Origin of the sequence: Termitidicoccus mucosus, from assembly GCF_038725785.1 — a bacterium.
GTDB classification, from domain to species: domain Bacteria; phylum Verrucomicrobiota; class Verrucomicrobiia; order Opitutales; family Opitutaceae; genus Termitidicoccus; species Termitidicoccus mucosus.
The window spans coordinates 5,104,034-5,131,013 of the sequence record NZ_CP109796.1 but is presented as its reverse complement, the minus strand read 5'-3'; the positions used below and the strand labels follow the sequence as shown (position 1 = coordinate 5,131,013).

The 26,980-nt window shown below is 61.6% G+C and carries 13 protein-coding genes; 1 reads left to right on the top strand and 12 read right to left on the bottom strand.

All coding sequences use genetic code 11. The features are described from left to right. Positions 1-23: 23 nt before the first annotated feature. The gene (locus tag OH491_RS17885) at positions 24-3,416 is read right to left on the bottom strand and encodes a TonB-dependent receptor plug domain-containing protein (protein WP_068770245.1); all 3,393 of its coding nucleotides are present in this window, start codon (positions 3,414-3,416) and stop codon (positions 24-26) included. Positions 3,417-3,755: 339 nt separating this feature from the next. Continuing rightward, positions 3,756-5,210, bottom strand: a complete 1,455-nt coding sequence (locus tag OH491_RS17880) for an arabinose isomerase (RefSeq protein ID WP_068770246.1) — start codon at positions 5,208-5,210, stop codon at positions 3,756-3,758. Between the two features lie 83 nt (positions 5,211-5,293). Between OH491_RS17880 and OH491_RS17875 the strand changes: the two genes are divergently transcribed. Next, complete coding sequence (locus OH491_RS17875; protein WP_334319278.1) at positions 5,294-6,175, top strand: AraC family transcriptional regulator; 882 nt, start codon at positions 5,294-5,296, stop codon at positions 6,173-6,175. 93 nt (positions 6,176-6,268) lie between these two features. Here the strand turns inward: OH491_RS17875 and OH491_RS17870 are convergent, their stop codons facing one another. From OH491_RS17870 to OH491_RS17825, 10 genes are all read right to left on the bottom strand, one after another. Further along, positions 6,269-7,198 (bottom strand): endonuclease/exonuclease/phosphatase family protein, encoded by a 930-nt coding sequence (locus OH491_RS17870; RefSeq protein WP_084442161.1) that lies wholly within the window; start codon positions 7,196-7,198, stop codon positions 6,269-6,271. 69 nt (positions 7,199-7,267) lie between these two features. After that, on the bottom strand, positions 7,268-8,275 hold the full coding sequence (locus OH491_RS17865; protein ID WP_068770248.1) for an endonuclease/exonuclease/phosphatase family protein: 1,008 nt from the start codon (positions 8,273-8,275) through the stop codon (positions 7,268-7,270). A gap of 54 nt (positions 8,276-8,329) precedes the next feature. Further along, positions 8,330-9,313, bottom strand: a complete 984-nt coding sequence (locus tag OH491_RS17860) for an endonuclease/exonuclease/phosphatase family protein (protein ID WP_068770249.1) — start codon at positions 9,311-9,313, stop codon at positions 8,330-8,332. 186 nt (positions 9,314-9,499) lie between these two features. Further along, positions 9,500-11,641: an endonuclease/exonuclease/phosphatase family protein gene (locus OH491_RS17855; RefSeq protein WP_334319279.1), complete on the bottom strand. Its 2,142-nt coding sequence runs from the start codon at positions 11,639-11,641 to the stop codon at positions 9,500-9,502. A gap of 224 nt (positions 11,642-11,865) precedes the next feature. Continuing rightward, positions 11,866-13,773 (bottom strand): DNRLRE domain-containing protein, encoded by a 1,908-nt coding sequence (locus OH491_RS17850; RefSeq protein ID WP_068770251.1) that lies wholly within the window; start codon positions 13,771-13,773, stop codon positions 11,866-11,868. A 72-nt stretch (positions 13,774-13,845) separates the two neighbouring features. Beyond that, positions 13,846-15,387, bottom strand: coding sequence for a ribulokinase (locus tag OH491_RS17845; protein ID WP_068770252.1), 1,542 nt, complete (start codon positions 15,385-15,387; stop codon positions 13,846-13,848). Between the two features lie 4 nt (positions 15,388-15,391). Beyond that, a complete protein-coding gene (locus OH491_RS17840; protein WP_068770253.1) occupies positions 15,392-16,771 on the bottom strand; it encodes an FAD-dependent oxidoreductase in 1,380 nt (459 codons plus the stop codon). Positions 16,772-16,804: 33 nt separating this feature from the next. Continuing rightward, on the bottom strand, positions 16,805-18,049 hold the full coding sequence (locus OH491_RS17835) for an MFS transporter (RefSeq protein ID WP_068770254.1): 1,245 nt from the start codon (positions 18,047-18,049) through the stop codon (positions 16,805-16,807). A 26-nt stretch (positions 18,050-18,075) separates the two neighbouring features. Further along, on the bottom strand, positions 18,076-20,757 hold the full coding sequence (locus tag OH491_RS17830; protein ID WP_334319280.1) for a TonB-dependent receptor: 2,682 nt from the start codon (positions 20,755-20,757) through the stop codon (positions 18,076-18,078). A 66-nt stretch (positions 20,758-20,823) separates the two neighbouring features. After that, on the bottom strand, positions 20,824-26,883 hold the full coding sequence (locus tag OH491_RS17825; RefSeq protein WP_068770256.1) for an autotransporter outer membrane beta-barrel domain-containing protein: 6,060 nt from the start codon (positions 26,881-26,883) through the stop codon (positions 20,824-20,826). Positions 26,884-26,980: the final 97 nt, after the last annotated feature.

Here is a 26,980-nt window from a genome sequence, read left to right as displayed (position 1 = left end):
GGCCATGCGAAGGTGTGTTTCATCTAAAACGAGAACGTCGATGTGATTTCATATGTCCGCTCGGCGCCGATGCGATAGGCGGCGATGTCGTAGGTGTTGATATCATTTTTTGTCACCGGGTTCGCCCTCACGGGGATGAACAGGTTTTTGTTAAAGAGATTCCTTATGTTGAGCTGGATTTTCCAATCGATGCCCTTCCAGATTTTTCTCCGGTAGGTCAGCCACGCGTCGAAGGTGGTCATCGACGGGCCCATGAAGGGATTTTTCACGTCCGTGATCAGGGGCGTGCCCGGATCGTCCGCCGGATTGTCGATCACGGGATAACCGATGCCGACCTTGTCCTCCCAGCGCATGGCGCCTCCGACGCCCCAGCCCTTGAGGAACGAGCCGCGGTCAAAGGTGTAATTGGTGACGAGATTCACGCGCCATTCGCGCAGCTCGGGCGTCCATTCGCCGTTGGACAGCTTGGCCGTGGTCATCGGGCCGGTTATATAGGAGGTCACATAGTTGTCCACGCGCTGCACGGTCGTGAGGTCGAATTCCCAGATGGCGGGGTTTTGCCATTGGGGAAGCCGGTCGGCGATGAGCGCGTCGAGCAGCGCGCTGGTCTCGCCGCGCACGGCCTTTTGCCGGGCCACGTTGAGCAGGATGCGCCAGTTCTTGGTGGGATTGAACACCGCCTCGATTTCCACGCCCTTGGAGATGGAGCGGGTGACGGCGGCGATTCCCGACGGGGTGACGGGGCCGGAAATATCGCGCGTGCCGTCGTCCCTGACGCTGTATTCCCGCCATTGATAATTGGCGAGGTATTGCCGGAAGAGCGCGGAGGCGCCGGGACTGTCGTAGCCCACGTAGCCGGCGGCGTCGAGCTGCGCCTTGGGCATGTTTTCCATGAGCTGCATTTCCAAGTCGTAAACGCGGTTCAGCATGACCTGCACGCGCGAGTCGGTCATGTTGTCCTGGGTCGTCTCATACCAGGTCGCCCGGAGACTGAGGCGGTTGTTGAGCGCCGAAACCCGGAAGCCGAGCTCCTCGGTCGTGCCCTGCTGCGGCGCGATGTGGTTGCCGACAATGTCGACACGCATACCGGCGCCGACGTCGAAGTTTTCCGACTCATTATAATAAAACGAGAGCGCGGGTCTGCCGGGGATGCGCCCGAGCCAGCGCGGCGGCACGTGCAGCGCCAGCCCGTAGCTGAAGGTGTCCGCGCTGGTCTTCATGGTCTCGCCCATGGGAACGGGGACGGTCAGGCTCATCGTCTTGGTGACGGGATCGGCGGGGATGCTTTGCCCGGCTGCCGGGCCTTTCTGCGTCCGGTCGGTGTCCTTTCTCCAGCCGAGGGTGGAGACGAGCAGGTTGTCCATCCAGTTGCCCTGCCAGACAAAGGCGGTGGACTCGACCTTGCTGAGATCGCGCTGCCGGGTGTTGGTGGTGTAGGCGTAATCGTCCTCGTAGGTATAAACGGGAACTGTCTGCGTGCCCCACACATAGTTGGTGGAGGGATTCAGCGTCCTGACATCCACCGTCGCGGGGAAAACCATCCTCGCGCGCACGCCCGGCAGGTTCGCGCCGACGGCGCTTTCCTTGCCGTAAAGCGATGGCCCGAGATAGACGATGTTGGTTATCTTGCGGTAAGTGCCCAGCGAGTTGTTGCCCGCGGTGCCGACCGAGAAGGCGGGGTCCACCGCCGCGTTGTAGCCGGAGCGGAGGTTTTGCTCGCGCTCGTAGCGCGAGCCCATGAGGTTGACGCTCTGCACGCCGAGGAGCCGGAGGAGGAGGCCGCCGCCATGCTTCGGGAAATCATACTGGAAAAACGCCGTGCCGCGCCAGGTCTCCAGCACATTGTCTATATGGTTATACATGCCGCTGGAGGAAAGGAATGGGCGCCCGAAATTTGGATTGGGCCGCCCGTCTATGGTCACGGTGTTGGCGTCGATGAATATATTGTTTCCGCGATAACCGTTCAGCGTGCGATACATGGACGAGGTGCTGTGCTGGTAATCATAGACCATCTCGACGCCGCCGTGGCCGGCGGGGCCGGCGCGGAACAACTGCTCGGCCACGACGTTCGCCGTGTCGAAATCAATCCAGAGCCCGCTGTTGGGGCCGTCGATCATATAGGTGCGGTAGTCAAAAATGGAGCGGTCGGTGATCTGTTTGGCCACCATGAAGCTGGCCAGCGGGTCCACGGGCGCGACATACTGCGCAATCTCGCGCGAGCTGCGCGGCGCCAGGACGCGGTAGGTTCCGACCCCGTTGTTGAGATTGATATACTGCGCGGGCACGTTGACATAGCCGATATAGACATCCGACGGCATGGCGTCATCCACCGTGTAATAAACCAGCGCGGGGTTGTTGCCCCAGTTGCCCGCCATGCCGTCGAGATTGTTGTTGCGTTGATAGGCCGTCTCCACGCCGCGCGACGGGTCGAGGACTTTGTTGGCGGTGAAATCGTTCGTCCGCGTCGGCTGGTCAAAATCCCACCACGTGGTCAGGCTGTCGATCGGCGGGTCGAGGCGCGGCATGCGCTGGTCGATGTGGCCATGCTCGCCGTTGACGCGGATGGATGTATATTTGAACGGCTTGTAGGTGACGGCGCCGAAATACCGTTCCTGGTCGCGGAAGGAGAACAACTGCTCGTAACGGCGGTTGTCGTCGAGCATGGCCACGCGGACGGCGAGTTTGTTTTTCCACAACACGCGCTCCAGATCAAAGGAGAACCGGTGGCTGTCGTAACTGCCGAAGGAGAAGCGCGCGTTGCCGCGATTTTTGAACGCCGGCGCGATCAGTGAATTTTCTATGATGCCCGCCGGGCTGCCAAAACCGAAGAGGATGGCGTTGGCCCCGCGGTTCACCGTGACGCTCTGGGTGTTGTAGCCGTCCATCGGTATGAACGGGCTGAGGAAAAAATTGCGCGTCTGGTCCGCCGCCGCGAGGCCGCGCACGCGGGTGGTGGACGACGCGGTGTCACGCTGGTCCTCGAAATTCTGCGAGCCGTCCGATTTGCTATAAGAGCCGGAGTAATTCCCGCCGGGGGCCATGACCTCGGTGCCCGCCGTGTATACAAGCAAATCCTCCAGCGTGTTGGCTCCGAGGTCGTCCATCAAATCCTTGGTCACGACGCTGATTGACGCGGCGATGTCCTTGAGCGGCGTGCGAAAACGCGTGCCGGCCAGCGAATCGGTGGCCACATAGCCGGTGTCGCGCTCGCTCTGCACGACAAACGGGCTCATCTCGACAAGCTCCTCCGATGGTTTCGCCCCCGGCGGCTCGACACGGGGCTGCATATTCATCGGCGCGGAGGCGTCCGGGCCGGGCCGGGAGGAAACCACCTGCGCCGGAGCGGCGCGGACAAACAACAAGATGCTGGAAACCAGCAGAAGAAGACTGCGCGGGGCGCTGTCGAGTTTAGTCATACGAGTATGCATGAGAATTATATTTTTATGTAGAATAATTATTCTAAAAAGGCCATGACAGATGAATGCATGCCTCGATCCAATGATTTTGAAGTGCCTTTATTATATCGTGCCCATTATGCCATTCGAATGATCATCGAGTGACAATCACGCGACAATTGCCTCCACCGACTCCATGACGGCATGCCTTGAAAAACCGGCCTGTGCCATGCGGCACGGGCCGGAGGAAAAATCCCATCCACAAACAAGCCCGCCTGTCTCCGTTTCAGTTTTCATTTTGATCATATGGCCGGGGGCTTCGCAGATTTTATGACATCCGGATTTTCTCGGGCCGCCAGATCAGCACGCGCGGATGGTTTTCAGGCCGAGGAGCCGTCCGAGTTTTTCAATCTTGGCGGTGATGTGGCCGACGCCGATCGCGCAATGGTGCGCGGGGCCGTGGCTGTTCCAGCGATTCACAAACTCGCGCGCTCCGCAGGCAAAGCGGTAGCGGCTGTTGGTGTTGCCGATCTCCAGAATCGGGCCGGGCACCGACTCTGCCTCGGCGCAAAGCAGGGCGAGTTTGCCGTCGACGGTTTCCACCACCGACAGCAGCGTCACCGGGCCGTGGCGCACGGCCATCTCGACCGACACGCCGCGCCCGACCTTGCCGTGATAAACATCGAGCGGCCGCACCTTGGTTTTGCCTTGCGCGATCTTGATGTGGCCGGGGCCGTCGTGCCCCATGAGCACCACATCGTCGTTGAAATCCATCGCGTAGTATTCGGTGAATGAGCCGCCCGCGCCGAACAGGTCCATGATTTTCATGGCCTGCGCGTTTTTCACCTCGTATTCGCCCGCGACCGGAACGCCGCGTCCCGTGAGCAACGAGGTGCCAAGGATAATCGAGCTGATCACCGCCTCGCATTCGGGCATGCCCGTGCCTTTGTGGAAATAGGCCATCGAACCGAGCCGGTGCGCGGCGACGAGGCGGTCAAGCGCGAGCGAGGTGCGGGCAGCCTCGGCCAGGTCGGCGGCGCGGCAGTCGGGCTGCACGTCAAACACCTCGTGAAACTCCGCCACGCGTTTCGCCATGTCGGCACAGTCCACGTCCCGCCGCAGCGCGGCCAACTCCTCGATTTCCAACATCTCGACGTGCGTGCCAAAGGCCGCGCATTGCAGCGTGAGGTCGGAGTAAATATCGAGCATGCCGCCGTAGTAGTGTCCCATGAGACCGAGACGATTGCCGGCCATGCCGGAGGCGACGCGCGCCGCCTCGACCCACGCGTCCACCTCGCTCCAGCATTCGGGGTCGTTATCCAGCACGCCGGTGATCTGATGAAAATGCACGCCGGCCCGGTTGAACACATTCGCGATCTCGGGCACGGGGCATGCAGCGCAGTGCGCAAGCCAGTCGCCGGTCATGCGCGTGCGGTCGCGGAGCGCGTTGAACGCCTTGTAATCAATCGCGGGCGCGGGCGCGAGGTTGAGCACGATGACCGGCACGCGCGCGCGCTGCACGACGGGCAGCACGGTGGACGACAGCGCGTAGGTGGTCACGTGCAGGAAAATCAAATCCACGTCCGCCCGGCGCAACTCGCTCCCGGCGGCGCGAGCGCGGTCCGGGTTGTCCACCAGGCCGGCGTTGACGACCTCCACGCCGGGGCGTCCGAGTTTTTCCGCGACCCGCGCGAGATAGCCCTCAAGGCGTTCCTTGAGTCCGGTGAATTGCGGCCAATAGGCGTCGAGTCCGATGCCGAACAAACCGACGCGAAGCGGGGGCGCGGGGGGGAGCAGGGAGGGGAAGCGGTCCATGGGAGTCACGCCCACTTTATCGCATCGACACGCGCATTGGAATCCTGTCAATGATGTTTTACATACAAAAAATGCCCAACATTATGAATGATTATTTCCGCTATTTCGCGACCTCGCCCGACATGGACGTGTGGGGCCTGGCGGTGACGGCGGCGGGCTGCACGCGGGTGCGGGCCGACGCGCCCTACCCGCCGTCCGCGCATCCCGCCGATCACCTGTTCGGCTGGGCGCGGGGCCGCGTGCTGGATGCGTTGCAAATCGTGCTCATCACCAACGGCGGAGGCCGCTTCGAAACCAAGGCAACCGGCCTGCGGGAAATCACGGCCGGCATGGCGTTCGCGTTGCTGCCCGGCGTCTGGCATCGCTACGAGCCCGACCGGCGCACCGGCTGGGAGGAAAGCTGGCTGGAGGTGCAAGGCCCTCTGGCGGCCCGGCTGATAAGCCATGGCGTGTTCACGGCCGAGGCATCCGTGCGCCCGGGTGTGCTGAATGCCGGCATGGAGGCCGCGCTGGAGCAGGTCCACGCGCTTTCGCGCAACGGGCCGCCCGGTTTCGACGCCCCTCGCGCGGCGGCGGCCTGCGCGGTGCTTGCCGCGTGGGAACGCGCGGGGCGCGAGCAGGGCCGCGCAGTCTCGCGGCTGATGCGCGCCGTGGCCGAGGCGGAGCGATTCCTGGCCGAGCACCACACCGAGCCGGTTGACATGCGCGAGCTGGCCATGCGCCTGGGCGTGGCCTACTCGCACCTCCGCCGGGCGTTCAAGCAGGATACAGGATTTGCCCCATGGCAGTATGTGCTGCACCTGCGCCTCGCGCGCGCGCGGCGGCTGCTGGCGTCAAGTGACGCGACCCTCGACGAGCTTGCCGCCCAACTCGGTTTCAATTCCGGCTTCCATCTGTCCGCCGCGTTCAAGCGCGCGCACGGCGTCTCCCCGCAAACATGGCGGCGGAGGCTGCACCATCCGTGAACGGCGCGAAGTCATCCGCCCCGCAGCTTCGACACCCGGGATTGAGCGGAGAAAACCGCCGCGGATGAAATGGCGCGTCGATAGCGTCGATATTTAAGGCTGAACGTCCCCGGGAAGCATAAATGCGGCCGATACAAAATAATGGTCGCTGGGAAAAACACCGTCCTTCTGGTCCTTTATTATGGCCGCGGCTTCCGTCCTTGCCCGACCCTTTCGGAAGATAAAATCAATTCGTCCTGGCACCGATTTTTCCTGAAATTTTTCCGCGAATTTTTCTCCAAGGAACTGATGGGCGGTAAATCCGGGATCGGCGTCCCCATGGATATCCTTATAGGTGTCGTGCCATCCTTCCGCCTTTATGAAACCAAACACGGCGTTACTGGAAGGCGCGTTAAAATCGCCCGCAAATATCTGGGGAAATTCCGCCGGGTATGACGCGGCCTCGGCCAGAACCATTTTAATCTGCTCCTCGCGCGCCGGCTGCGAGCGGTGGTCCAGGTGCACATTCAGCACGCGAAACTGCCGTCCCGTCACCCGTTCCTTCAGCCGCACCCAGTTGACATGCCGCGCGCGCGCCGAACCCCACGACAGGCTGCCGGGCAGATGCGGTGTCTCCGACAGCCAAAAACCTCCCGCCGACACCATCTCGTAACGCTCCCTGGAAAACATGATCACATTCTTCGCGATGCCGTGGTAGCCCTCCGGATGCGCATCCATTTCGGGTCCATCGAATCCGAAAAACACAAACTCCGGAAAGAACTTCTTCAGATCCTCCACCTGCGTCCTGAGTGCCTCCTGATAACACACGATGTCCGGCTTGCGCGCGCGCATGACCTCCGCGCAGAGCGCCTTCCTGCCATCCCATCCAAAACCATTGGCGTCGTCTTCGGGCAATGCCACGCGGATGTTGCAGGTCAGGATGACATGCGTCGCGCCATGCGACAATGGGATGGGAAGAAGGCATGCCGAGAGCAGCAGACCTATGCAGCCCGGCAGCCGCCAGTTATGACACGGTGTCTTCATGATTGATGGTATTTAGTTTTTCTTTTTGTCCAAGACACGCGGAGCCGGCGACGGACGGAGGGAAACCCATCATGGGTGGCGGCCGGCGTCATTCCGCGCGGGCTGTCTTTTCTCCACGGACACGGCCTGCGCCAGCGCGCCGGCGGGCGGGCTTTCAAACTCCAGTTCCGCCGACACGAAGTAGTGGTCGCTCGGATAGCGCCCGGCTCGCTCGTCGCGGATGATCTCGGCGGCAAGCGTTTTGAGCGGACCTTTGCGGAAGACGAAATCGATTTTCTTCCGCCCGCCCCCCTGTGCGGTCGCGGCGAAGCGCGCGCCGTTGAACTGGTGCGCGGTCAGCCCCGGATCCTCCGCGCCGTGCAGTTCCGCATAGGTGTCAATCCAGCCGCGCTCCTTCACGATTTCAATCGCGCGGCTGTCCCCCGGGCTGTTGAAGTCGCCGGTAAAGACCTGCGGCACGTCCGCGGGGATTTTGCCCATGATGACCATGGCGACCCCCGCTCCGTTCTCGCGCGCGGGCCGGCTGAGGTAGTCGAAGTGCGTGTTCCACACGATAAGCTCGCGTCCGGTCTTGCGGTCGCGCAAATGCACCCAGTTGACAAAGCGCGGTGCCTTCGAGCCCCACGCCTTTGACCCTTTCACCTGCGGCGTGGGCGACATCCAGAAGCCGTCCCCTGCCATTTTTTCGAAGCGGACGGTCGAATACAAAATCGCGTTGCTGCGTATAATCGGGTTTCGGTTCCCAATGCCAAACTGGCCGTAGCCCGGCAGCAGCTCGATAAAATCGGCCAGTTGCTTCTCGGTGGCCTCCTGGCAGCAGATGATGTCGGCATCCTGCGCAAGCAGCACATCGCGGCAAAGCTCCTTGCGCTGTTCCCAGCCGTTGCCCGCCTTGTCATCCTCGGCCTTGATGTGCCGGATATTCGCGGAAACGACGCGGACAGACGCCGCCGATTTCCTGACACGCTGCACGACTTCGCCGGATGCAGGCGCGATCGTCGCACACCAAGCGCAGAGCGCGATCCCCGCAAGGAAGGCGCGGCGGAGCATCACATGGGATTTCTTGTATATAGCCATGACTGATTCAGTGAAATCGCGGCAGGGGACGGAAGACCACACCCCGCCGGGCTCTCAACGCACGTCTGTGCCCGAGCCCTTTGCATATTCCAGCTCGGCGGAGACGAAATAATGATCACTCGGATAGCGCCCGGCGCGGCTGTCGCGGATTACCTCGGCATCAATCGGCCTGAACTGGCCGTTGCAAAAAACGAAATCAATTTTGCGGCGCTTCTGTCCCTCCGGCGTCGCGCCAAGCTCGGCGCCGAGGAAACGGTGGGCGGTCAGGCCGGGATCCTCGGGGCCGTGCATGAAGGCGTAAGAATCGGTCCAGCCGGCGGCCTTTATGCTCTTGATGACAGCGCGTTCCGCGCTGGTATTAAAATCGGCGGTCAGGATTTGCGGGATGCCGGCAGAAATCTTTCCGGTGCGGGCAAGGAGCACTGCAATTTGCTTTTCCCTCACCGCATCCCCGACATGATGGAGGTGCGTGTTCCACACGATGATTTCGCGTCCGCTCTTCCGGTCTTTCAGGCGGAGCCAGTTGGCCAGGCGGTTGGAGGATCCCTCAAAGTGCGTGGTGGGCGTGTCCGGCGTCGCGGAAAGCCAGAAACCGCCTGAGTCCACCTTTTCAAAACGCTTGGTGGAATACATGATGGCGTTGATCGGCTCCGGAGGCGCGTCATCCTTGCGCGGGTTGCCGATGCCAAAGTGCGCAAACCCGGGCATGGCCTGCTCAAAGTAAAGCATCTGCGCCAGGCGGCTTTCCTGAAAACAAAAGATATCCGCCTCCTGCGCGATCAGCACGTCGCGGCAGAGCTCCTTGCGCTGCTCCCAGCTGTTGCCGGTTTTTATATCGGCGTCCAGCATCTGGCGGATGTTGGCCGTGACCACGCGGACGGAATCCGCGGCCTTGCGTGCGCGGGCGGGAACGCCGTCCTCGGACTGCGAAGCCTGTGCCAGCGCGACCGGCAGCGCCATCATCAATACCATGAACGCACGGGCTTTCCCGGTCCATGGAATGTTATTCTGCCGGAGATGATTCATTTTTTGTTTCATATATTGGAATTTAATGCCTTGCCATGATTTTATCGACGCCAACCTCCAATGCTCCCACGCAATTGTCTTTTCCGTTCTGGAAACCCAGTATGCGAACACTGGGCAAATCAGCCGCCGGGGAAATCGCAAACGACCATGCCCATACGTCGCCATACGCAAAAAAATGACGGAGCATGCAAATCGTCCTCATTGCCGTGCACTCCAACGGCGATGCGCGGCAAGCAGCGCCAAAGCCAGCATGCCGCCAAGCGACATGGATCCGCCACCACCGCCGCCTGATGGGCCGGGGTTGGGATTCGAGCCGGGATCCGACGAACCGTCGGAGCCGGAAAGGGCGAGCGGCGTGCTGACCACGTTGCCTTCCGCAAGATTGATATAGCGGATCGTGCCGTTGCCGGTATCGGCGATATAAAGATTGCCCGTCGCGTCAACCGCCACGCCGGACGGATAACTAAACAGCGCGGTGTCCCCCGCCCCGTCCTTGACGACCGCCATGCCCAGCGGCGGCTCCTTGCCCGGTGTCCCCGCAATACGGGTCACGGCCCCCGTGGCGATGTTGATTGCACGGATGATATGATTGCCGGTGTCGGCGACAAACAAGGTTCCGCTTCCCATTGCGACGCCGCAGGGATCGCTAAAGCGGGCATCACCGCCGATGCCATCGGCCCAACCGCTGAGGCCGGCCCTGCCTGCCACGGTCTCCACCTGCGCAGGATTCGCCCCGAGGGCGATTCGACGTATCACATGGTTTCCGGTATCGGCCACGTAGAGACTCTGCCCGGCCTGGTCCAATGCGATCCCGGCGGGTTCGTTAAACCGGGCGTCCTGGCCGGCGCCATCGGCCGTGCCGGAAAAGCCAAGCTTTCCTGCCAGCGTGCTCACGGTCCCGCTGACATCGACCCTGCGAATCGCGTGCGCCACGGCATCGGCGATATAAATGGTGCCGTTATCCGCAATGGCCACGCTGGCGGGACGGCCGAATCGCGCGGATGCCAGCTCCCCGTCAACAAGCGCCCCTCCGCCATAAGGTGCGCCGGCATATAACGATACCGCCATGGTATCGGCGTTTATAACGCGCAACGCCTTGTTGCCGCTGTCAGCGACATACCAGATGCCATCCTGCAAGACCAAGGATCGGGGCTGATTAAGAAGAGCCCGTGTGCCGTCCGCGCTGTCAATGAATCCCGCTCCTCCGGAAATCCCCACAAAAATCGTTGCCTTTGCGGAATCGGTGCCGATGCCGGAAATTTTCTTTATCACCTGCAAACCCTCATCCGCCACATAGACGTCACCGGCGGCGTTGAAGGCAATGCCCGCCGGGGCGCCAAGTTCACGGTAGGAAACCGGTGTATATGATTCGGGATCGGGTATCGCACCGCCCGATGCATCGAAGATCACGTCGGCCGATACGAAATAATGGTCGCTGGGATAACGATCCACCCCGTCAACCGTGCGGAAATCTTTTATAATCTCGGTTCGTATCGTGCTGAATTTCCCCCGGCTGAATATAAAATCAATTTTATTGCCCCCGTCCGCGCTGGACAGTCCCTTGAAATCATGGGCTGTGCGCCCCGGATTTGGCGCGCCGGCCCCATCGCCGGCCACGTAGGTGTCAATCCAGCCCCCTCCTGTCACCATGCCATAAACCACATTGCCCGGCCCCGCGTTGAAGTCGCCCAAAAGCAATTGGGGCACATCCGCCTCCTGCATCGCGGCGCTTTCAAGCGCGATCCCGACCTGGTTCTCGCGCGCCAGCTGACTTACATGATCGAGATGCAGGCTCCAGACGACGAAGATCCGGCCCGTTTTCTTGTCCTTGAGCTGAATCCAATTGGCAAAGCGGACTGCATCCGAGTTCCAACTTTTTGAGCCCGGCACCTTCGGTGTCTCCGACAGCCAGAAGCCATCCGCCGCCAGACGTTCGAAACGATCCGTCGAATATAGGATGGCATTCCCGGGATTCGTCGGCTGCGATCCGGCCTTCAATGCATAATAGGCAAATCCGGCCATGGTTTGCAGGAAATAATCAAGCTGCACTTGGCGGCATTCCTGAAATCCGCAGATTTCCGCTTTCTGCGCGACGAGCACATCGCGGCAGATATCCTTGCGGTGCTCCCAATCATCCTCGGTCGCACTGGCGCCGCTGCCACCCCCGAGAAGCTGGCGAAGATTGGCCGTGACCACGCGGATCGCGTTCGGGTCGGCTGGCGCGGGGCGCTCGGTGATGCCGGCCACCGCCGCGATGAAGGTTGCGCATGACAATATCAAGGTGAGTCCGGCCCGGGCTGCGCGATTACAGGCTTTTACGGAAATACAGTGCGTTTTCATGATAATAGATGGCATGGGGTTTCTCCGTCACCGGGTTGGATTGGCCGGCCGGGATCCGGCGCCTCCGGAGACAAGCATAAACCGAGGTACGCATGCCTTTTGCTTCTCTTTTGATAAAAATGCCATTTCACGTATTTTAGCCTGAGTTTCGCATGGTCATTAAACTGGCTGGTGGTGGCTTGGGCTTGATGGTGGGATTTTGGGGCAACGCCAGAACGGTTTGTTTATTTTTGAGCAGCGGGTTTGAACAACTGGGTTTCGGTGCGGATGGTTTTGCCGCCATCGGAAACCTCGGCAAACCACTCGTAATCCGAGTGCGACTCGAGCCCCTCCCAGCGGCAGGCTGGCGTATCGCCGGAGCGGGCCTTCGCCGCGCCGATTTTGGCGAATGGCTCGATCGTTGTGCCGAAGTTGTAATCGAGCGTGTATTGGGCGGCGAAATCGGTGCGCCACCGGCCGGCGAAGGGCGAATAGGTGGCGACGCGGATCTGGTTGTCGCGCGGGGAGAACGTGAGGATGCCGAGAAAGCCGTTGCCGCCTTGCTGGTCGAGCTGGAAATCCTGGACGATGGAGTGGACAGTGGCGCCGTCATAGACGTCCGTGCGGTGACCCTCGCCGGTGGTGTGGCCGCCGATGATAAGCATGAGGTTCTTGCAGGCTTTCAGCGCCTCATAGACGGCGCCACCGTCGGCTTGGAACGATCCCGGCACTCCCGGAAAAATCGTCGCATGGGTGACGACAATGGCACGACGATCCGCGTGTTTTTTCAACAGGCCGGCGGCCCATTCGAGCAAGGCGGAATCCTTGGCGGGACGCCCGTATTCAAGACTGAGGACAATGAACTTTTCCGCGCCGGCATCAAAGAGCGCATAGTAGTTGTTGTTATCGTCGCCGTAATGGCCGCCGTAATAGCTTTTCCCGGAAAAGTGATCAACGCCGAAATATTTGTTATATAACAAGGCGCCACCCCCTCTTTCGAATAATTTTCCGCCCGAGCCCTTCTTGCGCTGGTCGTGATTGCCGACGGCAACGGTATAGGGCACGCCCCCGGGCAGCCCGCTCAAGGCAGGGCCCTCAAGCCGGTAAAGGGCCTTGCTGGCGATTTGCCACTCCTCCTCGTAAACGTCGCCGGTGTCGGTGATGTCGCCGAGATGAAGGACAAAGGCGATGTTGCGCGCCCTGGCGTTGCGGGCGATCCATTCGACCTGGGCGTTGAACATCTCCGGAGTGCCGCCGTATTTTTTCATTGTATAATATTGCGTGTCGGGGAGAAGAACGACCTGGAAATCCGGGCCCGACTTGGCTTGTTTGCGCCCGTAAAAGGTCACGTTCAGGGGATCATTGTTGGCGTCCGTCGTCTGCAAGGAGAGGGTGGCGGCCGCGCTTCCGGCAGGGCTGGCGGTGAGCTTGTCCGCCTGCGGGGCGAGATTGGCAGGGTTGACGTCGAAGGTAACACGCAGGAGAGGGCGCTGGTCCTGCTGTTTTACCCGCGAACTGATAAAGGCGGCTGCTTCCAGATGCACCCGGATGTTATGCAGGACCCAGCCGTGGTTGGGCTCGCCGCGCGCCCAGGCACGCAGGGACTCGGTTACATCGATCTCGTAAGCAGTGTTGTTAAGGTTGGGGACAAAGTGGGCGTCGGAAGCAGCGACTGCCTCGCGTCCGTCGGCCTGAATACCGTCGTCCCCCCATGCCTTGTATTTCCACGCCGCGTTCTTGTCCCAGGGAACCAATACGCGGTTGAGAAAAATCCGGTGGTAGGTCGGCGCATCCTTCAGGGAACCGATGCAAAGGCGGAGGGTCGCCTGAGAAATGTTCGCGCCGGGCGGAATTTGAGCGGCGCCCCGGCCGAAGATGCCGTCGAAGCGCACCAATGCCTGTTTCGCCGACGTCTGCTTGCCGTCCTTCACGCCGCGCTCGATCCAGAGGTTGGCCGGCTTGGTGCTGAGTTTGCCGGGCTTGTTCTGGTCAATGCCAACCTCAAGGGCGCCGGCATAGCCGTCGAGCCCGTTTTGGAAGACGAGTGTCTTGTCATCCTTGTTCGGGACGGCGTGGGCCATGGAGAACAACAATGCGGAGAGCACCGCGACCATCATGGCGCGGAAGGGATGTTTGTATTTGGTCGGTTTCATAATAGGATTTGATATTTTCCTTGTGGTGAATTGTTGATGCGTTCTGGAATTTGGTGAGTTTTTCCCCATCTGTTATTTGTCAGCAGCCCCGTCCGCTCCCGGCGGATCGGCGGCCCCGAGGGAGAAATAGAGGGACTTGAAGGCGGCGTAGGCGCGTTTGCCCGTTTCGGCACAGACGGGATCGGGGGAAAAAATGCGGTAGACGGGACGAAGGACGTTTTGGGTTTCCTCAATGGTCCTGAAAAGGCCGGCGGCGATGAAAGCGAAAGCAGCCGCGCCCAGGCCCGTCGTGTTTCCCGCAGGCACGAGCACCGGCTTGTCAAGGATGCTGGCGTAGATTTGGTTTAACACATCATCCTTGCGCGGAATGCCGCCGCCGTTGATGACACGGTTGATCGGCACGCCGTGCGCGCCGATGTGCTCCAATATTATCCTCGTGTGGAACGCCAAGCCTTCCATCGCCGCGTGGAATTCATCCTCCGCCGTGCTCTGCAACGTCCAGCCCAAGGTGATTCCGCGCAGCCGCGGTTTCATGAGGATGCTGCGGTCGCCATTGTCCCATACCAGCCGAACCATGCCCGACTGGCCGGTTTTATAATGGGCCACGGCGCGCGACATTTCAGGAACCGTTTTTCCGGCGCGCCGCGCAATCGCCTCCAGCAAGTCGCCCGCCGCCGAAAGCCCCGCCTCGATACCCATGTGCGCGGGGTGGATCGAGCCGCGGGCCACACTGAACACGCCCGGAATCGGACCACATTCCGGCGTGATCGCCATCACGCAGGCCGATGTGCCGATGACATTCACAATGTCGCCGGGCGCGATGCCGGCCGCAATCGCGTCCCAGTGCGCGTCGATGCCGGCAAACGGAATCGGTATGCCGGCCTTGAGGCCAAGCCTGCCCGCCCACTCCGGGCATAGGAATCCGGCGATGTTGTCCGAGGCCTTGCACGGGCCTTGAAGTTTGGCGGCGATGTCTCCGAGCAGCGGGTCCACCGCTTCCAGAAATGCCTTCGGCGGCAACCCGCCGTGCGCGGCATTATACAGCCATTTATGACCCATTCCGCACGCGCCGCGGGGAATCGCCGCGGGGTCGGCGATGCCGCACAAGACAGCCACCGCCATGTCGCCATGCTCCGCCACGGCGGCGAATTCGCGCCGCCGCCCGGGATTGTTTCTCAGCCAATGCAGGATTTTGGCCAGACCCATCTCCGCCGAATACGCGCCGCCCGCCCAATCGATGCCTTTCCAGCCGATGCGGCGGGCGGTTTCCGTGATCTCCGCCGCCTCTTTTGCGGCGCGATGATCGCACCACAAATAATATTCGTCGAGCGGCTGCAGGTCCGCGCCGAGCGGCACGATGGTCGAGCCCGTGGTCGCCAGCGCGAGGGCGCGCACGTCGGCCCCGACAGCACCGGATTCCGCAAGTGCGCCCTTGAAGGCACGCTCCAGCGAATCCATGTGGTCCTCGTGGCGTTGCGAGGCGTGGTCGGGATTGTCCTCCTTGCGGATGACTTGATACGGGCACGCGCAGGAACCGAGCATGCCGCGCCCATCGTCCACGATAGAGACGCGGACGCTCCGGGTGCCGAAATCAATTCCTGCTACGATGGCCATGGCTTTAGGAACGCAGATAGGCCCCGCTCGCGCGCAGCGCCTCCCGCAGTTTTTTGACGTCGAGCGCGGCCGGAGTGATGCCATCGGCGGCGCACATGGCCGCCGCCCGGCCGGCGGCCTCGCCGATGGCCATGCAGGTGGACATCACGCGCGTGGCGGCCATGGCCTCGTGCGTGGTGCCGATGCAGCGCCCTGCAATGAGCAGGTTTTCTATTTTCTGCGGCACGAGCGAGCGGTAGGGAATATCATAACAATCGCCGCACCATTCGAGCGTGCAGTCGTTGTCGTTCGGACGATGGATATCAATCGGGTAGCTGCCGACGGCGACGGCGTCGGCAAACTTGCCACAGCTCAGAAGATCGTCCCGGTTGAGCATGTATTGCCCGACGACACGCCGAGATTCACGGATGCCGAGGAAAGGCGAGGTCATGGAAAACCACGCGTTTTCAAACCCCGGAACGTAGCCGGTCAGGTATTTCACGATGCCGTCGATCTGCTGCCGCGCGATGATCTCGCCGTCGGTGAGGCTGTGCGAGTCCGAGCCGTCGATTTCCTTGACCCGGGTCATGTTGATCCACGCCTCGCCCTTGCGGATGCCGGTTATGATAATCGTCCGGTCGGTGGGAACCTTCACGCCGTCGGCGCGGGCTTTCTCAATAAGATTGCGCAGGCCGACCGTGATAAAGCGGCTGTTCTGCCCGAAATAATCAGGCGGGATAAAATCCATCTGATACACGCCCGGCTGGCCGGCGATGCTTTTGCGGAGTTTGTCCGTGTCCACATTGTCGAGGCGGAACATGAGCGTGGGCGGCTGCATGCCGCCGCCCGCATCGCCCTTTTCGCAAGGCGCGCCCGCCTGGAATGCCACATCGCCATCGCCCGTGCAATCGACGACCTGCCCGGCAAGGATCGCCTCGCGGCGGCCCTTGCCCTGGAAAATGCAGCCTTTGATTTTCCCGTCCTCCACAATCGCGTCGGCAAACATCGTGTGCAGGAGAATCTCCACGCCCGCCTCGAGCAGCATGGCCATCGCCTCGGTCTTTATAACCTCGGGATCGACAATGGTCAGGCTGACATGCAGCGGGCACGGCTGATGGTCGCTGGCCGCGCCCTTGGCCTTGAGGCGTTCCATGAGTTTTTGAGGAAGCCCTTTTATAATCAGCTCCTTTTTCTGGCTGAGAAAGCCGAGGATCGGCAGCCCGAGGGTGAGATTGCCGCCCACGTGGCTGCGGCTTTCCGCCAGCACCACGCGCCGGCCGCTTTCCGCCGCGGCCAGGGCGGCCATGATGCCGGCGGGGCCGCCGCCGACCACGAGCACGTCGGTCTCCTTGTAAACCGGCGTTTCGCGGGCCGGCTCGATGATGATATTATTTTCGGTTTTCATGATTATATTTGTTTATTGTGCTTGATGGGAAAATCACGCCGCGCGGGGCGTCTCCTTCCTCGCCATGGTCCACAGAACCGCCGAGGCCAGCAGATGCAGGCCGCCCATCACGGTGAAGATGACGGCGGGGTTCGCGTCGTCGAGGTGCTTGCCGACAAAAAGGTTGAAGAGGACGGAGCCGAAGGCGCCGCAGCCGGCGGCGATGCCGAGCACGCCGCTGACGTTGCGGGTGGGGAAGGTCTCCGTCATCATCACCGGCACGGTGAACAGCCAGCTCAGGCAGATGGCGCACACGAGGCTGAAGACGGCGATGACGAGGGACGGGCTTGCGATGTGCGGGGTGAGGGCAAAGACGGGCATGAGGACGGCGGCGGCAGTGAGCATGAGCTTGCGGGCGCGCAGCGGAGCCATGCCGCCGCGCACCATGCGGTCGGAGACAATGCCGCTGGCGATACCGCCGGCGGCGGCGAACAGAAACGGGATCCAGCCGAACAAGCCGACCTGCTTCTCGGAAAGGCCGGCGGTTTTCAGGTAGCCGGGCAGCCAGAACAGGCAGAAATACCAGACCGGGTCGCTGATGAAACGCACGAGGATGACACCCCATAGTGTGCGGGTCTTCCATAGTTGCGGCCAGGTGAAGGCCGGCTCCTGCGCGGTGGAGGCCGAGCCGGTGTTTTCCGCCAGCACCTCCGGCGGCGGGTTGCGATAAAACACCAGCCAGAGCGCGCCGATGGCCAGTCCGAGCACGCCGGGCACGAGGAAGGCGGCGCGCCAGTCGAAGCTTTCCTTCAGCCCCACGAGCAGGGGCGCGGCGATGACCATGCCGATGGTGCCGCCGGCCACGCACAGGCTGTTGGCGGTGGCGCGGAGCCTCTTCGGGAACCACTCCGTGACCACGCGCAACTGCGCGGCGTAGGCCATCGGTTCGGCGGCGCCAAGCAGCGCGCGACACAAGCCGAACGTCCACGCCACCCGCGTGAAGGCGGCCCCGATGCACGCGGCAGACCACACGACAATGCCGCCGAACATCATCCGGCGCACACCGTCGCCCCGCCCGAAGCGGTCAACGAGCCATCCCGACACCGGATACATCACCGCGTAGAAAAAGATGAACACATTGGCAACCCAAGCATAGCCGATGTTGTTCAGGCCGAACAGCGTCTTGATTTCCTTTTCGAGGAAGGAAAGCGTCACGCGGTCGATATAGTTAAGCACCATCGCGCCGAATATGATTGCGACGATGATCCAGCGGCGCCGGGCGGGTTTAAGGAATGGCATTTTAATGGGTTCCCCAAGAAGCACGATTAACGATATATGATCTTGTAAGTCAGGTTCACCTGACGCCCGAGGCTGCGGGTGGAGCCCAGGCCGGTGTGCAGCTTGTCGAACATATTGCGGCAGCTGAGGCTGAGCTGCTGGGTGGTCCTTTTCCCGGCTTTCCATTCATAGCGAATGAAACCGCCCCAGAGGATGTTGTCGGGCATCCATTCATAGAGGCGCCCGGCGGAAGAACTGGTCGGGGCCGTGTAATAGCCGCGCACCCAGCCGGAGCGATAGGAGACATCTGCGCCGACGGTGAATCCCCGGAAAAGACCGGGAGGGAGGCGATATCTCGCGCGAGCCTGAAAGGTTTTGTTCGGCAGGGCCGTCATGCGATTTCCGACCAGAGTCTTGTTGGCGCTCTCGATCGTCTCGGAATCCATGTAGGAGGCGGATGCGAGGAGGGTGAGGTCTTTGATTGGAATCCATGTCAGGTCCATGTCCACGCCCGTGACGCGCTGGGCGCCGGAGCCGAGATACTGGGGTGAGCCGTCGCCCTGCCGGTAATCGGGGTTGGATATGGCGATATTGTGTTTCTCAATATCGAAGTAGCTGAGGACGGTGATCAGCTTCTTGCCGTAGGGAAGAAACTTGATCCCGGCTTCAAACCCCTTGCCGGTCTCGTTGGGCATCAGCTCCCCTATGCCGTCATCAACCACGATCTCGGGATTGAAGGAAGTGCTGTAGTTGGCAAACGCGATCAGCTTGTCATCGGAAAGCGCCTTCCATGTCGCACCCACGCTGTATGTAAGCTTGTCTTCCTCGCCGGGAACCCAGTTGGGGCTGAAGACGGCGGGCACGGTCATCGGCACCGGGCGTCCGCTGCCGTCCGTTGTCATCTTCGTCTGCCAGGCGGCGCCGTCGAAATACTGGACCCCCACCCTTTGTCCGTTTTCATGCCGCGCGGTGGCCAGCGCCCGCAGCTGCTCCCCGTCTTGCGTCCATTGGCGGTAAACGTTGCGGCTGGTGGTCATTTGGTAGTCCTGATACTCTGTCTGGTCGAGGCGCAGACTGCCCATGAGGATAAGCCGGTCCCTGAAAAGAAACATACGCTCGCTGACGGAATAACCGTATGCTTTCAGGTTCGTGTAGTGGACGCTGCTCATGCGCGCCCGCGCATTTTCGCCGTGCGCGGCGTTGGAATTGTTCTCATCCACATGCGCCAGATCGCGATCGCGGCTGTGAATATTGTCATAGATGCCGCCGCCACCGGGGGGATTATACCAGGAGACAAGATCATAGTTCGGATGGAGGGGATCCATGTAGCGGATATCCGCCGGCACATCCGCGCCAAACTGCGGACTTTGCGACGGGGTGGGCAGGCGCCACGCCTGGCTGTCCAGTTCCACTTTTGAAATGTCTGCGGTAAAAAGCAGCTTGTGCCGTATTTTGCCGGTATTGAACTCTCCGGACAGATCCACCAAGGCGGCATAGGGGAAGGAATAGTCTTGAAAACGCACCTCGGGGACATAGCCGCTGAAACCACCATAAGGCCGTCCGTCAGCCGCCGTGGCCAACCCCTCGTGCGCCAAGCTGAGATTTGAGCTGTTGTAGTAATTCTGGTCAAAGGTCTTTACCTGCCACTGATAAGCGGCCTTCAGGCGCCAGTTTCTGCCCAAGCCCTGTTCGAACTGGACATGCCAGCGGTCATAATCGCGGTTATACCATTCGTTGGGGCCGGAAAGATTGAGCCCCTGCTCTATCCAAGGCCACCAAATGCCGGCCACATAGCCGGTGTCCGTGTCCCAGTTGACGGGATTGGTCGTGCCATCGACGAGATTGGCGTCCACCACATAATTGGGCGCACCGGCCTGGCGGATGCCGTCAAGGTGCTGGGTCTCGAAAGAAACCGTTATATTGGTGGATTTAAAAGGCTTGTAGAGGACGCTGCCAAAAAGAGTGGTGGTGTTCGCCTCCACGTATTGAACATTGCTCTTGCGGGACATATGCTGCGCTCCCACAAGAATATAGACTTTGTTCCGCACGACCGGGGTGTTGATAAGCACGCTGGGTTCCCAACGGTCGTATGAGCCGGCGGTGAAACTAAACTCATACCTGGCCTTCGAGGTCGGGCGACGGGAAATATAGTTGATCAGGCCGCCCGGTTGGGCCGCGCCATAAAGGGCGGACATGGGACCTTTGATGACCTCGACCTGCTGGGTGTTGATGTTCTGCGGGGGCTGGGTCATCCTGAAACCGTCGCGCAGGATGAGGGCGGAAAAACCGCGCAGCTTGCCGCCGCCGCCGCTGACGCCCGCGCTGGCCGCAATGGCCGGATCGGCCTGATCGGCCTCGCCGACGAAACCGCCGATGGCGGACAATTGGTCAACCACCGCGATCATGCCGAAATCCTGAAGCATCTCGGAGGTGATGACCTGGATTTGATATGGGAGGTTGACCATTTGCTCGGCCGTGCGGGTGCCGGTGAGGGCCTGGGTGGCCACCCATTCGTTGGTCTGGGTGGTTTCATTAATATTAAACACATCCAGCACGATCACCTCATCATCCGTTGGAACGGCGGCACCGGATGTGGATGCCGGGGCGGACGGCGGCGGAGAAACGGACTGGGCGGAGAGACCGGCGATCAGGCCTAGGCATGAAAGGAGGGCGATGATGCGCGATGGCGCGAGCGGAAAGACCGGACAGCCAAGAGATGGTGTGCTCATTTTTGTCATATAAATTTTGATGTTGTGGAGACGGTGATGTCTGCGGTGCGCGGATTTGCGGGTGGATTACCAAAGCAGGCTCAGCGCCGCGTTGAAGGTGTAGCCGTTGAGCTTGCTGCCGGCATACCAGCCGCCGTCGATGTTGATATCGAAATGCTTTGCAAGCTGCAGGGAGGCACCGGCGTCTATCATCCCGATGGAACCGCCGATATAATTATCAAATTTTCCGCCCGCGACCATGACCGAGCCGCGGCCGTCCCAGTCATAAACCAGGCTGGCCCGAACATAGGGAGTGAGTCGTTTGCCGCCGTTCCAGACAAATATGTCCCGCCAGATGCGGACACCCACGCGGCCTTCAAGCGTGTCCGCGCTTTCGATGGTGTATTCGCGGCCCATGGCATCGGTGGGATTGTCCACCTTGTGTTTTTGCACGACGGCCTGCGCCTGCGGCTCGATGTTCCAACTCCACTCAACCGGCAGCCTGCCGCCCACCTCGATGGAAGCGGCGATACTGGTGCCTTCGGTGGCAAATGACCGCGTGCCTGGGACAACTATCTCATAATCCTCCTGCGCGCTGCGAATAATCACGTCGGCATAAACCACGCCGGGGCGATAGGAGGCGTAAAGCCCCACACCATGTGACTTCGTGGTGGTGGACGAGGTTTTCCCGTCCAAGTCCATGTCGGTCTCGGCATAATCATAAAACATGCCGATGGTGAAATAATCGTCGGTGCTGGCTTTGTTGTTCCAATCGCCGCCAACCTGGACTCCCTTGGTCCTGGCCCTGGCCTTGTTATAAAGCGCATTTGCGAGCCGGTCCTCCCGATAGAGTCCGTTGGTCCAGAAGTCGAAACTATGTCCAATTCCGTTACCGCGCGCCATCATGAGGCGCTGGCTGAGTCCGCCGAGTGACGCGCGGCCAATCAGGTAACCGGCCGCATCAATGCCCCCGACCGCGGGCACCTCAGGCGAGAGCTGGTCGGCGCTGAGCGTGTAGGTTTTCCCGTCGATGGAGCGGGAGACCATCCAGTCATAGGCACCGGAAACGTGGCGGCCGTCCAGCTCGGCGGTGTAGACAGGATTGCCCGCGCCGGTGATCTCGAGCAGCGTGGCGTCAAAGGACCAAGGTTCGCCGTCGAACGCGGCCTCGTTGAGCCTTACGCGGATTCTGCCCGCGCCGGACGCGCTGCCGGTCACCGCGAGGCTGTCGTGACTGTAGATGATACCGGCAACCGAGTTGACGGTGGCGTTGAGAATGATCGCACCGTTGTTGGCGAGGCTGGCGATGGACTGATTGAATCCGCCCATGTCGATCGCGCCGCCCGCCTCGGTGACGACTCTCGAAGTATTAAGCCAGATGTTGGCGGCACCGGCCTTGACAACACCCTCTCGCACGATGGTCTCGCCGCTGTATCCAACCGCTTGTGACAAGGTGAGCTCGCCCGCGCCCGTCTTGAGAAAGGCGCCCGCGCCGGTGAGCATGCCGCCGTAGGCGCCGTCGTTTGCCTGGGCGAATTCCAGCACGGCGCCGGGCTGGACCTCGGTGGCCGCGGCGATGTTTTGCGCGGTGCCCGCGAGCGTGCCGGAGCGCACCTGCATCCCGCCGGTGTTGGTGAAAGCCGCGCCGGTGGCGTCGAGGCGGCCCTCGCCATCCTTGATGAAAAGCGCGTCACCGGAAAGCGCGCCGGAGAATCGCGCGTCGGCGCCGGCGGCCACGGTGAAGCCTCCGCCCGCGCCGGTGACCTTGAGCGCCTTGGTCCACGCGGCCGCGCCGGTGTATTCGAGCAGGCCGACGGTGGCCGTGTCGCCGAGGATAATATCGGTGTCGAGGAAATCCTGGCTGGCCAGCCGCACGACGCCCTCCTTGATCGCGGCGCCGCCGGAAAGCGCCGCGCGGGTTTGCAAGTCGAGCGTGCCCGCGCCGGTCTTGACAAGCTGATTGTTATCCGCGCCGGTGTAGCTGCCGCTGAAACTAAACGCGCTGGTGCCGCTTGCGATATCGAACACGAGGTCGGCCTCGTTCAGGTCGAGCGTGCCGTCGCCGGCAATACCCGCGGTGGTATAGGCCTGCTGGCCGTCGCGCACTTTGTAGGTGCCGCTGGTGTTTATATCGAGCTGACCGGTGCCGATGGTGCCGATGAGCATGCCTTGCTCAATGACAGTGTCGCCGTAACTGTTGGTTGCGGCGTCGAGGGTAAGCGCGCCGTCCCCGGTCTTGTGCAGCGCGCCCGAGCCGCTGATCGCTCCGGCATACGTGCCGCCGACGGTTTGATAAAACTCGACAACCGCCCCCTCCGCCACGCCGGCGTCGCCCTTGATCGTGGCCGCGTTGCCGCGCAGCGTCCCCTCCTCCACCACCGTGCCGCCTGTGTTGTTCATCGTCGCCCCCGTGATGTCCAGCACGCCGCTGCCTGATTTCACAAAATCCCCCGCGCCCGTCGCCGTCGCGGTAAAGTTCGCGTTCCCGTCGATGATAAAGCCGCCGCCCGTTCCAGTCAGCCCGATGTTCTTGGTCCAATCCGCCGCTCCCGTGTATTCAATCAAACCGCGCGTGGATGTGTCGCCCAAGGTGATCGAGCCGACATTGAGCCTGCCCTGGTCGTCGAGTTTTACCGCGCCGCCCTTGATATGCGCATTGGCCAGAGACACCGTGCTGTTCAACTCCAGCGTGCCTGCTCCGGTCTTGATAAAATCGTTGCCGTTGCCCAACGCGCCCTGAAAGCCAAACGTGCCCGTCACGCCAGACGCCACGTCGAAGACGAGGTTATTATTATTCAAATCAATCGTGCCGTTGCCCAGAATGCCCGTGACGGCGACACTCGATCCCGCGCCCATTTTATACGTGCCGGAGCTCTCCACCGTGAGCGTGCCCACGCCGATGTTGCCCTCGACCAAACCGGCGCTGATGAGCGTGTCGCCATAGGTGTTCGCACCCGTCAGGTTCAGCGCGCCATCGCCGGTCTTGTGCAGCGCCCCCGAGCCGCTGATTATGCCAGCGTAAGCGCCGTCGGTGATTTGATAAAACTCGACAGTCGCGCCCTCCGCCACGCTGGTGTCGCCCTTGATCGTGGCCGCGTTGCCGCGCAGCGTGCCCCCGTCCACCACGGTGTCGCCGGTGTTGTTCATCGTCGCTGCCGTGATGTCCAGCGTCCCGCTCCCGGATTTCACGAAATCTCCCGCGCCGGTAACCGTCGCGGTGAAGCTCGCACTCCCGTCGATGATAAAGCCGCCGCCCGCGCCGGCCAGGCCGATGTCCTTGGCCCAGTCCGCCGCCCCGGTATAGTCGAGCAGGCCGCGCGTGGTCGTGTCGCCCAGCGTGATGGAACCCACGTTGAGTTTGCCCTGGTCGTCGAGCTTCACCGCGCCGTCCTTGATGTGCGCGTTGGCGAGCCCCACCGTGTTGCTCAATTCCAACGTTCCCGCGCCGGTCTTGATAAGGTCATTGCCGTTGTTCAACGCTCCTTGGAAGCCAAACGTGCCCGTCACGCCAGATGCCACGTCGAAGACGAGATTGTTATTATTCAAATCTATCGTGCCGTTGCCCAGAATGCCCGTGACGGCGACGCTCGACCCCGCGCCCATTTTATACGTGCCGGAGCTCTCCACCGTGAGCGTGCCCACGCCGATGTTGCCCTCGACCAGGCCCGCGCCGATACGCGTGTCGCCGTAGGTATTCGCACCCGTCAGATTCAACGCGCCGTCCCCGGTCTTGTGCAGCGCGCCCGAGCCGCTGATCGCTCCGGCATACGTGCCGCCGACAGTTTGATAAAACTCGACAACCGCGCCCTCCGCCACGCTGGCGTCGCCCTTGATCGTGGCCGCGTGGCCGCGCAGCGTCCCCTCCTCCACCACCGTGTCGCCCGTGTTGTTCATCGTCGCCCCCGTGATGTCCAGCACGCCGCTGCCCGATTTCACAAAATCCCCCGCGCCCGTCGCCGTCGCGGTAAAGTTCGCGTTCCCGTCGATGATAAAGCCGCCGCCCGTTCCAGTCAGCCCGATGTCCTTGGTCCAATCCGCCGCTCCTGTATATTCGAGCAAACCCCGCGTGGATATACCGCCCAGCGTGACCATTCCGCCGCCGAGCTTCGCCTGATCATCGAGTCTGACCACCCCTTCCCTGACGAGCGTCCCGTTGCCCAGGGTAAGCGTCTGCTGCAAATCAAGCGTGCCGGAGCCGGTTTTGATAAATTGGCCGCCGCCGGTGATGGTGCCGGCGAAATCAAACACGCCGATGCCGCTCGCGACATTGAACACCAAGTCCGCCGAGCCGAGTCCCATCACACCGTTGCCTGCGAGTCCGCCTACAATCACTTCGGTCTCGGCGCCCGCGTCGTAAGCACCGCCGGTATTGACGGTAAGGATACCGGCACCGATCCTGCCCTGGAGCGTGCCAGCATTGATCGTGGTATCGCCATAAGTGTTGGAACCCGAAAGCGTCACCGTGCCCGTGCCGTTCTTGGTCACCGAGCCGGAACCGCTGATCGCACCGTTGTAGGTAAAGCTATCGGTGCGGTCGAAAACCAAGTTGCCCTCCAATGTGATTTTCGCAGCGGTGCCGGTTGCGGACGAAGTGAGATTTCCATTGTCGGCAACACGCAGCGTGGCGCCGTGCGCCACCGTGGCGCCGCCGGCGGCATTGCCGAACGCAATGGTGTTTGCAATCGAAAGCGTGCCGGTGGCAACGTTCAAGGCCGCCGCCGAAGCGCCCATGAGCGAAACCGTCCCGGAGAGCGTCCAGTCATCACCGTCCATGCTGAGCGAATTGAATCCCGTGGCCGCACTGGCACCGATGAAATGGCTGTCTTCCGCGCCGGAACCAACCAGCATGATGCGATTGAAGGTGCCCGAGTTGCTGACCACATTGCCCTCCAGCACCGAGCCAGTGCCGAGGGTGAGCGAACCCGCCCGGTTGGTGCTGCTGAAGTAAATTGCCGCAATCGGACTGGAGCCCGTGACGCCAATCGTGCCGGTGTTGGTGATCGTCGCGCCGCCGCCGGCGTAGATGCCGTAGGGCGTGCCCTCGATCAGCCCGGCGTTGTTGATCGTGATCGCGGCGGCATTGGTGCCGATCGCCGCGCTCGCCGCCGCGACCGCCGTGGCGGCGCCAAGGTTGACCGTGTTGCGGATTATACCGCCGGCCAGATTGTTGATCACGCTGTCGGCATTGGTGCCGAAATACAAAGCCTTGCGCGCGCCGAGGATTATCCCGGCGTTGTCCAGATGCACCTCCGTCGATGCCGAATAAATGCTCGCGTAGGAATTGGACGCATCCTGCATCGCGGTGATCACGGCGCCTGAGCCCAGCGTGATGCGGGTGCTGTTGTTGCCCGTCACGTGAATGCCGCTGCGGTTCGTGCTCGAGATGGTGCCGGAATTGTGGGCCACCGTGCCGCCCTGCACGAGTTCCACGGCGTGTCCCGTCGCGTCGATAAGTCCATCAGTGTTTTCCAATAGTCCGTTGCGGGCAAGCCGCACGCCGACCGTGGTGGAACCCTCGCCGATGATGGAGCCGCCGGTGTTCTGCACGATGGAATCATAATAATCCATGCGCACGCCAAACTGCGACACCCCCCGGATCTCGCCCGTGTTCACGAGCACGCCTTGATAATTCGCGTCCGCATCGTTGGCCGCGTATAACAGCACGCCCTGGTTGCTGCCCACGATCAGCCCGGAATTGGTCACATATCCGCCCTTGTAGGCGCGAATGCCGATGGTGCCGCGAAGTTCGCCCGCGTTGACCAGCGTGATATGGCCGTTGAAACTGATGATGCCGCCATAGTCATTGCCCGAACGATTGCCGCGAATAAAACCCGTCGCATCATTGATGATCGTGGAGGAACCGGTAGTGGAAAGATAAATGCCCGTGTTTGGGGCAACACCGTTGGGATCAATGCCGATGGAGCCGGAGTTGCGTATCAGCCAGCCTGCCGTGTCGCCGGCGCTGTCGTTGATCGCGGCGGCGGCCGAGGCGATGGTGTTGTAGGTTACCACCGATCCCTCGGTGATTTCATACGCGGTGCCGCTTGCGGCCCTGAGCGCGAAACCGCTGGTGCGAATCCCATCCACCACCACCGGATTTTGCGCGACCGCCGCCGGGCAAATCACGGCGGAGACGGCGACGATCATGGCGGGCAAGAAAGAGCGGACGCCGGAGCGGCGATCTGACGGCGCATGACGGCGCGTTGCTTTGTTGCGGGAAAATATAGGGCTGTTCATAAAGTTC